The organism is Vibrio sp. 10N.261.51.A4 (assembly GCF_041471945.1).
In the GTDB taxonomy this organism is placed as follows: domain Bacteria; phylum Pseudomonadota; class Gammaproteobacteria; order Enterobacterales; family Vibrionaceae; genus Vibrio; species Vibrio crassostreae_C.
In genome coordinates this window covers 1-14,963 of sequence record NZ_JBFRPJ010000049.1, presented here as the reverse complement: position 1 = coordinate 14,963, position 14,963 = coordinate 1, and the positions used below count along the sequence as shown (strand labels likewise).

Genomic DNA, 14,963 nt, shown 5'->3' with positions numbered 1-14,963 from the left:
GGTTTAAATTGTTAAAGAGCGCTAGCGTTTTGTGATTCACATCTCAGTCGCTAGGGGTGCGTACTATACCTGCACCACTTTGAGAGTCAAGGGTTATTTTCAAACTCTTTTTCTCTACCGATTTCGCTGTGTGACTTTCGTCTCACTCCGTGTCGGTGAGGCGGCATTATAGAGAGATTGAGATGGAGCACAAGGGCTTTTTGAAATAAAAGTTTTGTTCGCCTAAAAAGCCACCAGATCCGCATTTTTCGAATAAAAACTAAACATTTGAGACGTATCACAGCAATACATTGGAAAAATGGAAGCCATGAACGTAAGATTCATGTGTCTATTTTGTTAATGGTAGATGCGTCTATTTCGTTTATTAATATGTAGTATTCCGATATGAACTCAAAAAAATCGATGTTGTTAATTGTCGCACTGGCTGTATTAGGCGGCATTGTTTTCTCTCAGGTAGATATATCGCCTGCAATTACCTTTATCCTTGGTGTCTTGGCTTCCGCTTTTGTTGTTAACTTTTCAAGCACCGACTCAAAATCAGATTCAGAACCTAAGGCTTCAACCAAAACACTTTATGTGGGTAACCTTCCATACAAAGCGAACGAATCACATGTACGTGAATTATTCTCAGAGCATGGTGAAGTATTTGCAGTACGTTTAATGAAAGACAAACGTACTGGTAAAAGAAGAGGCTTTGGATTTGTTGTTATGGCAAGTAATGATGTGAATCATGCAATCTCTGCACTTAACGATAAAGATTACATGCAACGCACTTTAAAAGTACGTGTTGCAAATGATCCTAAACATCCTGAAGCGGACGAATCTGAACTGAGCTAAACCCTAACTGCTTTAACATACTATTTAGTGCACTTTCTTTTTTAGGAAGTGCACTACAAAAAACTTCACGTACTCCCCCTTCTTTATTAACGCTTTCCAAACCCAACAAATCTTGAACTCGCTTAGCTATCGCTTTACCAGAATCTATCAGCACTACACTTTCACCTAGTACTTGTTGAATCTCTGATTTGATCAATGGGAAATGAGTACATCCTAATACAGCCACATCAATTGTGTTGATCATCGGCTGAAGGATTTGCTGTAACTCTTCAAGGCTAATCTCCTCGCCTCTGAGTTTATCTTCGGCCATATCCACCAGCCGAGTAGAACCCAACAGCTCTACTCTTTTATTACTCGAGAAGTTTTTGATGAGCTCGTGTGTGTATTCACGAGTAATCGTCGCGGGAGTCGCAATAAGGCCAACCGCTTTATTAGCCAGTAACGAAGCAGGTTTGATTGCCGGGACTACGCCGACAATAGGGATAAGGTTATTAGCGCGAAGTGTCGGCAGGACTATCGTACTGGCCGTATTACAAGCTATCACCACGATATCAATAGCGTGACTCGCCACAAAACTGGCGACGATACTTTGGACTCGCTGAATGAGGACTTGCTGATCGAGCTCACCATAAGGGTAAGCCTCGTTATCGAATACATAGATATAGTTGTGATTGGGTAGTAACTGGCTTATCTCTTTATATACAGACAGACCGCCAACTCCAGAATCAAAGACCAATATGTTTTTTTGTATGCTTTCCGACACAACCATTACCTGTAATAAGTTCCGCAGCAATGATACCCCTTCACCTAGTTTTCGCCAATCATCACTCTACATAATGCAAGCTCGGTAGCGTTGATGCCCAAAGCGCTCACCCTGCTCTACATTTTCTAGCTCTATCTTAAGCTTACCTTTAAAGCATGGCGCTGACGTGACTAAGGTATGGAACTCACCATCTTCTCCACATGGGTCGACGTGACTTGGCAAACTGTCTATTAGTTCAGGCGTGTATTCTTTCCCGCAATAGCTCATGTCTAATGCATCGCTATCAACTGTGACGAGAAAGGTTTCGATTCCTCTATTTATGATTTCTTGAGCCAGCGCTTGGCTACTCTCTCCCAGTAGAGGAAATACAAGCTCCCAACCCGCAGGTTCTATATAACTTCTTCGGTAGTCAGCAATACCATTGCAAAACATATCGCCGAATGCCACGGCATCAATTGATAAACCCGACCCTTTAAGCGCCGTAACAATCGTACTTTGATAGATCTCGTTACTTGGGAAGACTTCCGGCAGCTCAATAGTTATTAATGGCAAGCCGATCAATGTTGCCTGCATTTTGACAACCTCGATTGGCGTGACTTGGAAAGGAACCTCATCTCCAACATACGTAGTATAGAGAGCAACAACTTCATACTCGGTGCTTTCAAGTAGACGTTCTAGGGTTAATGTAGAGTCTTTGCCTGACGACCAACTTATGACGACTTTCTTTTTCATTGATATACCCAATAAGAAAAAACCGCCCGAAGGCGGTTTAGGTGAAAATTAGAATTGGTAAGTAGCATTTACGTAATATGTACGCTCTGGAGATGGGTATCCACCAGCTGTCTCGTACTCTTCATCAGTAAGGTTCTCGACTCGACCATTTAAAGTAAGATTTTCATTTGCATAGTAGTTAACTGAAACATCAAACAAACTGTATGCAGCCAACTCTTCAGAGAAATCTGGTCGTGCTCCTACGTATTGGTACCCCAATGACAGATCAACATCATCGAAACTAGCTACCGCGTTATACTTATAAATCTTCTTTGCGCGGCGAACTAACTGCTCACCAGATTGATCTTCGGGGTCTTGAAAGTTAGCGCTCACTTCATGATTAATAAAGCTAGTATCAAATCCTACGACCATTTCCACACCACGTAGTTGGCTTTCGCCATCAGTATTGTAGTACTTGCTTGTCGCGTAGTTGTAATCAATTAAGTCTTCGACGTTCGTATCATAGCCAGTAATCGACCAATCAACATCCTTGATTAAGCCACCAAAAGTCAGTTCAAATGAATCTGCCTTTTCAGCTTCTAACTGTGCATTACCGTAGTAGCTATATAGTTGATACAAGTTAGGTGCTTTGAAGGATGTGCCATAAGCTGCTTTTACAACAAGCCACTCAGCATAACGATAGCCTAACCCTGTGTTGTAAGTAGTTTCTGTACCAAACTGCTCATTGTCATCAACACGAAGACTCAGTTCTCCGAACACTTTATCCGCATCTGCGTTTAATGCAGCGAAGTACGCAACATTCGTTCTGTCGTATTCAGTATTCGAAGGCTTAACAATATAAGCCTCATCACGCCAATCTACACCACCACTAAGAGTCAGTGACGACGTTAGTTTGTATGAATTCACCCATTGAACATTTAGCTGTTCAAGCTCATCAGATGTTGCTGACGCTGAGTTCTTGCCTAAAGACTGTTCGTAGTTCCAGTTATCTTGATTCTGATAGTTAACTAAGAAATCAGACTTAAGTTCACTGCCACTATATTTAACACCAGTAGCAAAGGTCGAATTTTGAACTTCAGCTTCTTTGTAAGAATGGTCTGTACCAAATGAACCATCGTACTGAGAAATGGTTTCAAACATACGGAAATTCGCGAAGCCACTCCATTGCTGATCAAAATTATGAACATAACCAATTAGAGCATTGCGTGATTCAAAACCATGGCGATCACCATCATTAACACCTGGTAATGGATGAACGTTGTATCCCTCATCGGAATCGTAACCAACAGATACGTTCAAGTGACCATTTTCACCGACCTTAGTACCACTAACAAAGCTCAGCTCTTGGTAATCTAAGCTTCCTAAACCTGCACTAACTGCCGTTTTTTCATTGTCAGAGTTTGCAACAGTAATAATGTTGATAACACCGCCGATAGCTTCTGAGCCATACATAGCGGCACGAGCTCCTCGAACGTATTCCACTCGGTCAACGAATGTAATTGGTAACTGGCTAAAATCGACACCACCCTTTGCAGCTCGCGCAAAACGAATACCATCAATGAGAACAAGCACTTGATCAGAGTTAGCACCACGAACAAAGATCGAAGCTTGCTGTCCTCGGCCTCCATTTTGTGAAACCTGAATACCCGTCAATCGTCTAAACACATCTGTTAGAGACTTAGCTTGAATTCGATCGATATCTTGGCGTGTTACTACTTCAACTTGAGCGACAACACTTTCCGTGCTTTGCTCAAAACGGTTAGCCGTAACCACCATGGTTTCGTCGGCAGATGCTTGTTGGGCGTGTAAATTGGAGATAGGTGAAAGCAGCGATGCTACAGCAACCGCTAAAAGGGATTTGTTCATGTTGTGATCCTAAATCGCGTAAATTCCTACCAAACCACATGTCATGGTTTAGCCGCTGGCAGGTATTCGGACTCAAGAGCACAACCTTATGGTTACCTGATATTCGACTTCCCACAAAAAGCTATTTGCAGTGTCTGATGAATACTCGTTCTCTTTTACCGCTGCGCGTCAGTTCTGGATTTACACCAGATTCCCTCTTTAGCCATCTATACATCTAAATGACACCAGCTTGCCGAAGATAGTATTGACCTATGAATCATTTGTCTAGTCTAAGATAGTTATAAGCTATAGTTTTCATGGTCGATTTACATTGAATGGCTCTCAACACTGGACAAGCGCCTGTGATTGAATAAAATCTGCGCTCTTGATTTAAAAGCACGACAGCAAAAGGCATAACAATGGCGAATTTAGATGTAAACCCGCAACGCTACCAAGAACAACTGGCAGAAAAGACAGAGCGTCTTACAGAAATGTTCTCAGAATATGATGTGCCTGAACTGGAAGTGTATGAATCTCCAGAACAACACTACCGCATGCGTGCTGAGTTCCGCGTGTGGCATGAAGGTGACGATATGTATTACGTCATGTTCAATCAAGAGACTAAAGAAAAATACCGCGTAGACCAGTTCCCTGCAGCTAGCCGTCTTATCAATGACCTAATGCCTCTATTAACAGATGCAATGAAGGACAACCACTCTCTGCGCCACAAGCTATTCCAAGTAGACTTCCTTTCTACGTTAAGCGGCGAAATTTTGGTGTCATTGCTTTACCACCGTCAATTAGGTGAACAGTGGATTCAAGATGCTAAAGCACTTAAGCAGCAATTAAACGATGAAGGTTTTAACCTAAACCTGATTGGCCGTGCGCGTAAGATGAAAATCGTACTGGACCGCGACTACGTAATTGAAAAGCTAGATGTGAATGGTGATAGCTACATCTACCAACAAGTAGAGAACAGCTTTACTCAACCCAACGGCAAAGTGGCAGAGAAAATGTTGGAATGGGCTGTCGATTGTACTCAAGACAGCAAAGGCGACTTACTTGAGCTTTACTGTGGTAACGGTAACTTCTCATTAGCGCTAGCACAAAACTTCGAGCGTGTACTGGCAACTGAACTGGCGAAACCGTCAGTAGAATCTGCGCAATACAACATCGCTGCGAACAACATTGAAAATGTTCAGATCATCCGTATGTCTGCAGAAGATTTTACTGTAGCAATGGAAGGCAAGCGTGAGTTCCGTCGTCTACAGCAAGCGAACATCGATCTTAAGAGCTACAACTGCAACACTATCTTTGTTGATCCACCGCGTTCAGGTATGGATGTTGATACTTGTAAGATGGTTCAAGGCTACGAGCGTATCATGTACATCTCTTGTAACCCTGAAACATTGAAAGAGAACCTAGACATCCTAAGCGAAACGCACGACATCACTCGTTTTGCTCTGTTTGACCAGTTCCCTTACACACACCACATGGAAGCTGGCGTATTCCTAGAGCGTAAAGCGTAAGTATCGCTTTCAGGTCTAAGCCAAACAGCAGATACAAAAAAACGAGCCCATTGGCTCGTTTTTTTAATTTCTAAATCAGCTTAAGCAGTTTTGCCGATAAAGCCGAGTTTCTTACCTACCCATGCAAGAAGCAACATCGCGACAATAATCGCAAAGAAGTTTGAGCCAGCATCAGGGTGTTGTGCCTTCACAAAAGCCGAGTGGCCAAATGCACCTACAAAGAAACAAGCCAAACCTACTAGTGGAATATCTTCAGATACTGGGTTAGTTAGGTACTCTTGGTAAAGTGCTTGTACAGCCAAGACTAAAGCAATCAGTGGGAAAATAGAGAAGCCCACTTCGCTCATTGTTACCCAAGATAACAGAGCATCACCACACACACCGGCAATAACAGCAAGTACGAGTGTCTTTCTTTCTGAACCACGGTTTACAGTATTATTTTCATTCGACATTATTCAATCCCGCCTTTTAATCGGTTACGTTCACGTTCTTTACGATACCAAAAAGCCCCTTTGGCCATCATTCGCAATTGCATGATCAAGCGTTCAGCCAGTTCATCTCGCTGACGTCGATCTAAATCTAATGCTTCTGCCCCTGAGTTGAAGACCAAGATAACGGAGGCTTCAGCTTGAGTAAAAGCTTCGTCTCGTGTCATGCCAGTCGTTATCAAATATTCGGTTAACTCAGCAGAGAAGTGCTGTATCTCACGAGCTACCGCTGCACGAAACTCAAATGAAGTTCCTGAGCGCTCTCGCAATAACAGTCTGAATACGTTAGGGCTGCTTTCAATGAATTCCATAAAGGTTTCAACCGATGTACGAATCACACTGCCTTCTTTTACTATGCGTTGCCTAGCTTGACGCATTAACTGGCGCAGCAGTAAGCCACCTTCATCAACCATGGTTAAGCCAAGCTCATCCATGTCTTTGAAGTGACGATAAAAGGAAGTCGGTGCTATTCCAGCCTCACGAGCGACTTCTCTCAAGCTTAGATTGGAAAAACTACGATCGGCGCTGAGTTGGCTAAATGCTGCATCGATTAAGCTGCGACGAGTTTTTTCTTTTTGCTGTGCGCGAATGCCCATTGGTTTCATACTTTATCAATTTCTTCTTTTACAGCCTAAACAGGCATGTCTAATACTCTATTCAATATAACGCGAATCACTTATTTATATAAGGCACTCTGGTTATATAAGACACTAAACATACCTCTTTGTTCACGTACCGAAGTAAATACGTTCGAAGAAAAAATTTCAATATCCACGCTGTCATTTGGAGACATACGACATACCAAATATTATTTTTTCGATAACACTGCGTGATCCCACCGACTCTCTGATGCCCTTTTCATGTACCCGAGAACAGAATCGGTTAAAATCTCGCTAAAGCAATGTTAATCAAATATAACAAGGAAGATATCTATGCCGCACTCCAACCACTTTGATGTAATCGTAATTGGTAGTGGCCCCGGAGGAGAAGGGGCAGCGATGGGATTAACCAAAGCCGGGTTGAACGTTGCAATCATTGAGAAAGAGAGCAGCGTTGGTGGTGGTTGTACTCACTGGGGAACAATTCCTTCAAAAGCACTGCGTCATGCCGTAAGTCGTATTATCGAATTCAACAGTAATCCGCTGTTTTGTCAGAACAACAAAAGCATACACTCAACGTTTTCTAACATTTTGGGGCATGCCAAATCGGTTATCGACAAGCAGACTCGATTACGCCAAGGCTTCTACGACCGCAACCAGTGCACGTTGGTCTTTGGTACTGCACGTTTTATCGATACCAACACTGTCTCGGTAATGCAAAGCGATGGCACTGAAGAACATTACAGTGCAGACAAATTTGTTATCGCGACAGGCTCTCGCCCTTACCAACCAGATAACGTCGACTTCCTGCATGAACGTATCTACGACAGTGACTCGATTCTTTCTCTTAAACACGACCCGCAACACATCATCATCTATGGTGCTGGCGTTATTGGTTGTGAATACGCGTCGATTTTCCGCGGTTTGGGTGTAAAAACCGATCTTATCAATACTCGTGACCGTCTGTTGTCATTCCTAGACAATGAAACCTCAGATGCACTTTCTTATCACTTCTGGAACAGCGGTGTCGTGATTCGCAACGATGAAACCTTTGAGAAAATTGAAGGCACTGATGATGGCGTGATCATTCACCTAGAGTCAGGTAAAAAGATGCGCGCTGATTGCCTACTGTATGCCAATGGCCGAACGGGTAATACCGATAAACTGAACCTTGGTGCTGTTGGCTTAGAAGCGGACTCGCGTGGGCAAGTCTCAGTAAATACCAATTACCAAACCAATGTTGACCATGTTTACGCTGTCGGTGATGTGATTGGCTACCCTAGCCTAGCAAGCGCGGCTTATGACCAAGGTCGATTTGTGGCTCAAGCAATTGTGAAAGGTGAAGCTGAACGCCACCTTATCGAAGACATTCCAACCGGCATCTACACCATCCCGGAGATCAGTTCTGTTGGTAAAACCGAGCAAGAACTTACCGCAGCTAAAGTACCGTATGAAGTAGGACGTTCTTCATTCAAACACCTAGCTCGTGCTCAAATTGCGGGTAAAGATATTGGTAGCTTGAAGATCCTGTTCCATCGCGAAACCAAAGAGATTTTAGGTATCCACGTGTTTGGTGAGCGTGCCGCTGAAATCATCCATATCGGACAAGCGATCATGGAGCAGAAAGGTGAAGCAAATACCATCGAGTACTTTGTGAATACGACCTTTAACTATCCAACGATGGCGGAAGCTTATCGTGTTGCAGCACTCAACGGGCTTAACCGTTTATTCTAGATATAGAACCAATAGGAGTATTTGACCACCCATAGGCCAAATGCATAAAACAGCAAGCCATGCGCTTGCTGTTTTTATTTAAGATATTGAATGTTAAGGTATTGATAGTAATTAGATCATGATGTTCTAAATACCCCTTTACCTGTACAGCCTCATTTACTCTCCACAAACAGAGCCCTCGAGCTAAGCGAGAAACTCCCCTTTCTTCCACTGAGAAACAAACAACACACCAAGACCAATTCCGCGCATTGCCATAAAGCTCAGCATCGCTAACCACAGTGCATGGTTCTCTAAACCTGATGCTAAATAGAAAATCGCGAAGAAACTGCAGGTCGCAACAAACATACTATTGCGCATATCCTTGCCCTTAGTTGCTCCAACAAAAATACCATCCAACAAGAAGCACCACATAGACACCAATGGCATTGCGATTAACCACGGTAAATACACCTCGGCTTGACTCTTCACGTCTGGGATTGTGGTGATCATATTGATTAAGCTCGAGCCAACGAGTGCGAACACTATGGTCAGTACCAAACAAATATTGAAGCTCCAGAAGAAAGTTCCAATCAATGACTGGTTCTGCTCATCTTTGTCTTTCGCGCCTATCGCCTTACCGACCATCGCTTCCATTGCGTAGGCAAAGCCATCCATCCCATAAGAGATGATCATCAAGAAACTCATCAACACGGCATTGGCCGCAACAACATCATCGCCAAAGCTTGCACCTTGGAAGGTCATGAAAGTGAAAGTCGCTTGTAGGCATAATGAACGAAGAAAGATATCGCGATTCAATTTCACGAAACGACTCAAACCTTGGCTGGTTTTCTTAAGCAGATCCCATGGCGATGGTAACTGCTTCTTCGCCCAGATTCGGTAAACACAAATTAGGCCAAATGTTAGACCGGCATAATCAGCCATTACAGATGCCAATGCAGCACCTTCCACTTGCCACCCTAAGCCGATAACAAAAACGATATCCAAAACGATATTGGTGATATTGGTGATGATCACCATCCACATTGGCGCTTTGGCGTTTTGAGTCCCGAGCAGCCAACCTAGAATCACAAAGTTAGTCAGCGCGGCAGGTGCACTCCAAGCGCGGATTGAGAAATATTGCTGACCATAGTGCTTAACTTGATCACTGGCGCTACTCAATGAGAAAACTAAATCGGCGACTAAACTGTGTAAAAGTAAAAAGACACCAGCAAACCCTAAGGCCATGGTCACGCCTTGCACAAAAACTAAGCCTAGTTGCTTGCCATCATTCGCACCATAAGATTGTGCAGCTAGCCCTGTTGTCGACATACGCAGGAAACCAAGCAACCAAAAGGTCACGCTGATCATTGTGCCGCCCAGCGCCACACCACCTAAATACCAAGAGTGCTCTAGGTGACCGATAACCGCCGCATCGACTAAGCCCAACAGTGGAACAGTAATATTAGAGAGAACCATCGGGATCGCGAGCAACAGCACTTTTTTATGCATCGCCTGATTGGATAGCGTTTGAAAAATAGTTTGGGGATTAAATAACTTCACGATCACCTCTTAGATTAGAGGCGATAGTTTAACCTAGTGGGTGGGCTTTCACTATGTTGTGGAATTTTACTTATACCGGCTATGTACTCAGTTACTCGAAATACAAAACACCTAGGATTACCACTTAACGAGCACTAACTGCGGCGTTAAACGCTTTTTGACCTGAGAGATCTTACAAAGAAGTCGCTGCCACAATTTCCAACGGTTGCATTTTTGGTCTAGTGGAGAAAACGCTTTTACCCATTGTGCCCATGGCAACCAATTGAGAACACTGTCTATTGGAGAAGATAGGCCATGCGCATACTTTCCTGAACCAAGTTTTTGCCCCAACGTACTTGAGCTTTTATCTCCAGCTAAGACTAAACACGCATGTGCATGAGTAAAGTAGCGACTCAAAGACTGAATGAAGTTCGCCGTCTGCTGTTCATTGCAATCCAGCAGAGCATGTTCACACACCACCATCACCGAGGCTTGTTCTGGAATATTGAGTTCATCCAACCAAGTCAGGTCATCGACAGAACCACACTCCAAACGATAGCGTTCATTTTTGTGGAACAGACGTTGGCGCCACACAAGGTTTTCCGTGACATCTAACTCAACCCAATGACAGCGGCCATTATCTAAACGGTAGAAACGGGTATCGAGCCCTGCTCCCACGTTAATAATCCAAGCATCTGGGTTATGAGATAAAAACTGTTGAACTTGAGAATCACAAAGTTGAGTCAGTGTCGCGTAAAGGAGTTGCTGTTGGTCGAGTTCACCGGTAAGACATTCTGGTGCGAGCTGGCAACGCTTGCAGGCTTGAGCTGCGATAGGATCATAAACGAGACCATCATCAGCTAGGCTTTCACGGCTACGAAACCAAAGATGCTGAACGAGGTTCGTCGGAACTTGGAATTCTTGATGTGCAGACCCTTGTTCAGAAGAAGCCTTTTGAACAGAGGAGCGCAGCTTACGAGTAAGCGGCTTCATTTGAGGTTTGGTTGGGTTTGGCATCATCATCTTCCTTGTATCTCGACAAAGAAGATGATAATGAATATCAATTACAATGACAAGTTATTGAGAATAAATATCAATAAGCTGTTTGTACTGACTACATCCAGTCGGTGTTGCGAATAATACCAACCGCAAGCCCTTCAATAGACAAGTGTTGAGATTCTAGATCGACATGGATTGGAGAAAACTCTTCATTTTCAGCATGTAACAGAACCGTTGAACCTTTACGTTCTAGGCGTTTTACCGTTACATCATCATCGACACGAGCCACTACAACCTGACCATCGCGTACATCTTGTGTTTTATGAACAGCTAATAAATCACCATCCATAATACCGATGTCTTTCATACTTTCGCCATTTACACGAAGTAAGAAGTCAGCTTGTGGTTTAAACATGCCTGGATCAACTTGGTAATGCATTTCTACATGCTCTTGAGCTAAGATAGGCTCACCAGCGGCAACCTGACCGATTAATGGTAAACCTTGCTCTTCGTTTGCTGCATCTTCAAGCAAAATACGAATACCGCGAGACGCACCCGGGATAATCTCAATCGCTTCTTTACGAGCAAGAGCTTTCAAATGTTCTTCTGCAGCATTAGCAGAACGGAAGCCTAGTTCACGCGCGATTTCTGCACGTGTCGGTGGCATACCGGAATCTTCGATCTTACCTTTGATAAGGTCAAAGACTTGTTGCTGGCGGGGCGTTAACGGCTTCATGATTCACCTGTCTTTTTATACAGTTGACTGTGAGTATATCCAGTAACTGAACAAAAGCAAAGCAATTGGTTGTTTTTAGTTCATTTTTAGCAAATTACAAAAACAGGATCTCTAGCCACACATAACCTGCGAGTGCCAAACAGATGAAAACTGCTGCCGAACCGACATCTTTAGCCATCCCAGAAAGCTCATGATGTTCACTGCCGATTCGGTCGACAACCGCTTCAATCGCGGTATTGATTAGCTCGACAACCATCACCAATACCACCGATGAGATCATTAAGATTCGTTCAACTTGGCTTACATCTAGGTAAAATGCCAACGGAATAAGCACGACCGCCATGAACACTTCCTGTCGAAATGCAGCCTCATTTTTAAACGAACTCGTAATGCCTTGCCATGAAAAGCCTGCTGCTTTGATGATGCGTTTGAATCCGGTGTTTGATTTTTTGGTCATTTTTAACCCTATACTCAATCAGTCGATGAATGATTTTCCACAAACTTAACGGCAATATGACTATTTCCATTAAAAGGTTAGACCAGTTTCTGGTATTCTTGCATCGATTAAATTTACGCCTAGGCTTATCCCTATTTCACTCATAGGATTTATCCTTTTTATCAGAGAAATAGAGATACGCTTCAGCACATTGAAATAACTATTGAGGCAGTGAACCTATATGTCTTCTGGACAATCTTTTTCACGTTCATTAATGAAGCTACCTTTATCCGTATTGGTAAAGGGCACATCAATTCCTTCAAACCCTGTTGAGGATTTGAACATTGATTTGAGCAAACCGATTGTATACGCCTTACCGTTTCGCTCAAGTGTCGACATTCTTACATTGCAAAAACATGCACTTGAATTAGGCCTACCTGATCCGTTGAGCAAGCTTGAAATCAACGGCAAATCACTGCAACGCTACGTTTTCATCTCTTCTCGCAAAACTCTGCTACAAGACGATGATTATGTACCAAGCTCTTCAATTGAAGTGTTCTCTGAATTGCTTTCACTGCACGCTGACGACTCTGAACTCGATGTTCAAGTTATCCCTGCTACAGTGCTGTGGGGACGTAAGCCTGGTAAAGAGAATAACCAGAAGCCTTACCTACAGGCAATGAACGGCTTAGAGAAATCAAAAGCTGTATTGCTAGCCGGTCGTGACTGTCTGGTTCGTTTCAGCCCAGTGGTTTCTCTACGCTACATGGCTAACTCACACGGTACCGACAGCACCATCGCGCACAAATTGGCGCGCGTGGCACGTATTCACTTCTCTCGCCAAAAGCTTGCTGCATCAGGTCCTAACCTGCCAAGCCGCCAAGCTCTGTTTGATCGCCTATTAAAATCAGAAGCGATCAAGAAAGCGATTGAAGACGAAGCACAAGCAAAGAACATCTCGATCGAGAAAGCGAGCAAAGAAGCTCAAGACATCATGGACGAGATTGCTGCGAACTTCTCTTATTCGCTGATCAAGCGTGGTGAGAAGATTCTTGGTTGGCTGTGGAATAAGCTGTACCAAGGCCTGCATATCAGCAACGCTTCAACGGTTCGTAAGTTGGCTCAAGATGGTCACGAGATTGTTTACGTGCCTTGTCACCGTAGCCACATGGACTACTTGCTGCTTTCTTATGTGCTTTACCACGAAGGCATGGTGCCTCCGCACATCGCTGCGGGTATCAACCTGAACTTCTTCCCTGCCGGCCCTATTTTCCGTCATGGTGGTGCGTTCTTTATTCGTCGTAGCTTCAAAGGCAACAAACTGTACTCGACGATTTTCCGTGAATACCTAGCGGAATTGTTCGCTAAAGGTTACTCAGTAGAGTATTTCAGTGAAGGTGGTCGTTCTCGTACAGGTCGTCTACTGCAAGCGAAAACGGGCATGCTAGCGATGACAATCCAAGCAATGCTGCGCGGCATGAACCGTCCGGTGACTTTGGTTCCTGTATACATCGGCTACGAGCACGTGATGGAAGTAGCGACTTACGCGAAAGAACTTCGTGGCAAGCGTAAAGAAAAAGAAAACGCGAGCTTAGTGATTCGTACCATTCGTAAGCTGCGTAACTTTGGTAAAGGCTACGTGAACTTCGGTGAGCCGATTCAACTGAACCAATACCTGAATGAGCACTCACCAGAGTGGACCAAAGACATCGACCCAATGGGCACCAGCAAGCCACAATGGATGAACCCAGTGGTTAATGACTTAGCGACCAAAATGATGACGCACATTAACGATGCGGCAGCAACCAATGCCCTGACCCTTTGTGCAACGGCACTATTGGCTTCAAGACAGCGCGCATTGTCTCGTGACTCTTTGGTTTCTCAGATCAATTGCTACCTGTCTCTACTTAAGAACGTTCCATATTCGGCAACGTTCACTGTGCCAAAAGACAGCGCTGAAGAATTGGTAAAACATGCTGAATCACTGAACAAGTTCTTGATTGAATCAGACTCTATGGGCGACATCATTTCACTAGACCGTCACCAGTCAATTCTGATGACTTACTACCGAAACAACATCATTCACTTGTTTGCTCTGCCATCGTTAATTGCACAGATGACCATTCGTCAGCGCGGTTTATCGATTGACGCGATTCAAGAGAACGTTGCTGCTATCTACCCGTTCTTGAAGAAAGAGCTGTTCCTAAGCTACGACGAAGACAAGCTTGAAGGCGTGGTTTCTAACATCATTGAAGAGCTGGTTAACCAAGGTATGCTTGTGGTTTCTGATAATGAAGTCACCATCAACCAATCAAACAGCCAAGCACTGATGCTGTTAGGTCGTACGATTTCAGAAACGCTACAACGCTACTCTATTGCTTTGAACCTGTTAGCAGAGAACCCTGATCTGGATAAATCCGATCTTGAACAGAAGAGCCAAGACATTGCACAGCGACTTGGTCGTCTGCAAGGCATCAATGCACCAGAATTCTTCGATAAAGGCGTGTTTGCGTCGATGTTCGCCACCCTGAAACAACAGCAATATCTGGATAACGATGGTAACTGTGATTTAGACAAGACTCAGCAATTCGCTAAGCTTCTCTACTCAATGCTTTACCCTGAAGTACGTTTGACGATTCAAGAGAGTATCCACCAAGCGGAGTAATCATCAGCTTGGTGTCTCTTGAATAGCGAGGCCAAACGCGATCAAAAAAGGCACCCAATGGGTGTAATGCCGATCAGTTAAA

At 43.9% G+C, this 14,963-nt stretch carries 13 protein-coding genes and 1 riboswitch; of the genes, 4 read left to right on the top strand and 9 right to left on the bottom strand.

Features of this window, described 5'->3' with window-relative positions:
• Positions 1 to 384: 384 nt before the first annotated feature.
• Complete coding sequence (locus AB4384_RS11690) at positions 385 to 837, top strand: RNA-binding protein (RefSeq protein WP_017061054.1); 453 nt, start codon at positions 385 to 387, stop codon at positions 835 to 837.
• Here AB4384_RS11690 and murI read toward each other — a convergent pair.
• The 3 genes from murI to btuB are packed head-to-tail and all read right to left on the bottom strand — an operon-like array spanning position 800 to position 4,198.
• Complete coding sequence (gene murI / locus AB4384_RS11685) at positions 800 to 1,606, bottom strand: glutamate racemase (RefSeq protein ID WP_017061053.1); 807 nt, start codon at positions 1,604 to 1,606, stop codon at positions 800 to 802. The two genes, AB4384_RS11690 and murI, sit on opposite strands and share 38 nt — an antisense overlap.
• A gap of 60 nt (positions 1,607 to 1,666) precedes the next feature.
• The gene (locus tag AB4384_RS11680; RefSeq protein WP_102319729.1) at positions 1,667 to 2,332 is read right to left on the bottom strand and encodes an ATPase; all 666 of its coding nucleotides are present in this window, start codon (positions 2,330 to 2,332) and stop codon (positions 1,667 to 1,669) included.
• A gap of 48 nt (positions 2,333 to 2,380) precedes the next feature.
• The gene (gene btuB / locus AB4384_RS11675; protein WP_372118567.1) at positions 2,381 to 4,198 is read right to left on the bottom strand and encodes a TonB-dependent vitamin B12 receptor; all 1,818 of its coding nucleotides are present in this window, start codon (positions 4,196 to 4,198) and stop codon (positions 2,381 to 2,383) included.
• Positions 4,199 to 4,237: 39 nt separating this feature from the next.
• Positions 4,238 to 4,442, bottom strand: a riboswitch (cobalamin riboswitch).
• 154 nt (positions 4,443 to 4,596) lie between these two features.
• On the opposite strand from btuB, the gene trmA reads away from it, so the two are divergent.
• A complete protein-coding gene (gene trmA / locus AB4384_RS11670) occupies positions 4,597 to 5,706 on the top strand; it encodes a tRNA (uridine(54)-C5)-methyltransferase TrmA (protein ID WP_017061050.1) in 1,110 nt (369 codons plus the stop codon).
• Between the two features lie 80 nt (positions 5,707 to 5,786).
• Here the strand turns inward: trmA and AB4384_RS11665 are convergent, their stop codons facing one another.
• Both AB4384_RS11665 and fabR read right to left on the bottom strand, forming a co-directional pair.
• Positions 5,787 to 6,158 (bottom strand): YijD family membrane protein, encoded by a 372-nt coding sequence (locus AB4384_RS11665; protein WP_017061049.1) that lies wholly within the window; start codon positions 6,156 to 6,158, stop codon positions 5,787 to 5,789.
• A complete protein-coding gene (gene fabR, locus AB4384_RS11660) occupies positions 6,158 to 6,799 on the bottom strand; it encodes an HTH-type transcriptional repressor FabR (protein WP_010438693.1) in 642 nt (213 codons plus the stop codon). The genes AB4384_RS11665 and fabR overlap by 1 nt, the downstream gene beginning before the upstream one ends.
• 327 nt (positions 6,800 to 7,126) lie before the next feature.
• On the opposite strand from fabR, the gene sthA reads away from it, so the two are divergent.
• Complete coding sequence (sthA, locus tag AB4384_RS11655) at positions 7,127 to 8,527, top strand: Si-specific NAD(P)(+) transhydrogenase (RefSeq protein ID WP_017061048.1); 1,401 nt, start codon at positions 7,127 to 7,129, stop codon at positions 8,525 to 8,527.
• 183 nt (positions 8,528 to 8,710) lie between these two features.
• Here the strand turns inward: sthA and dinF are convergent, their stop codons facing one another.
• The 4 genes from dinF to AB4384_RS11635 all read right to left on the bottom strand — a co-directional run bounded on the left by dinF (position 8,711) and on the right by AB4384_RS11635 (position 12,237).
• Entirely contained in the window at positions 8,711 to 10,066 is a 1,356-nt protein-coding gene (gene dinF / locus AB4384_RS11650; protein ID WP_372129590.1) for an MATE family efflux transporter DinF, read from the bottom strand.
• A 117-nt stretch (positions 10,067 to 10,183) separates the two neighbouring features.
• Positions 10,184 to 11,062, bottom strand: a complete 879-nt coding sequence (locus AB4384_RS11645) for a class I SAM-dependent methyltransferase (protein WP_372129589.1) — start codon at positions 11,060 to 11,062, stop codon at positions 10,184 to 10,186.
• 97 nt (positions 11,063 to 11,159) lie between these two features.
• Positions 11,160 to 11,780 (bottom strand): transcriptional repressor LexA, encoded by a 621-nt coding sequence (gene lexA, locus AB4384_RS11640; RefSeq protein WP_019820514.1) that lies wholly within the window; start codon positions 11,778 to 11,780, stop codon positions 11,160 to 11,162.
• A 94-nt stretch (positions 11,781 to 11,874) separates the two neighbouring features.
• On the bottom strand, positions 11,875 to 12,237 hold the full coding sequence (locus AB4384_RS11635) for a diacylglycerol kinase (protein WP_017061045.1): 363 nt from the start codon (positions 12,235 to 12,237) through the stop codon (positions 11,875 to 11,877).
• A 220-nt stretch (positions 12,238 to 12,457) separates the two neighbouring features.
• Here AB4384_RS11635 and plsB point away from each other — a divergent pair, with 220 nt between their 5' ends.
• Positions 12,458 to 14,881 (top strand): glycerol-3-phosphate 1-O-acyltransferase PlsB, encoded by a 2,424-nt coding sequence (gene plsB, locus AB4384_RS11630; protein ID WP_372129588.1) that lies wholly within the window; start codon positions 12,458 to 12,460, stop codon positions 14,879 to 14,881.
• Positions 14,882 to 14,963 lie beyond the last annotated feature (82 nt).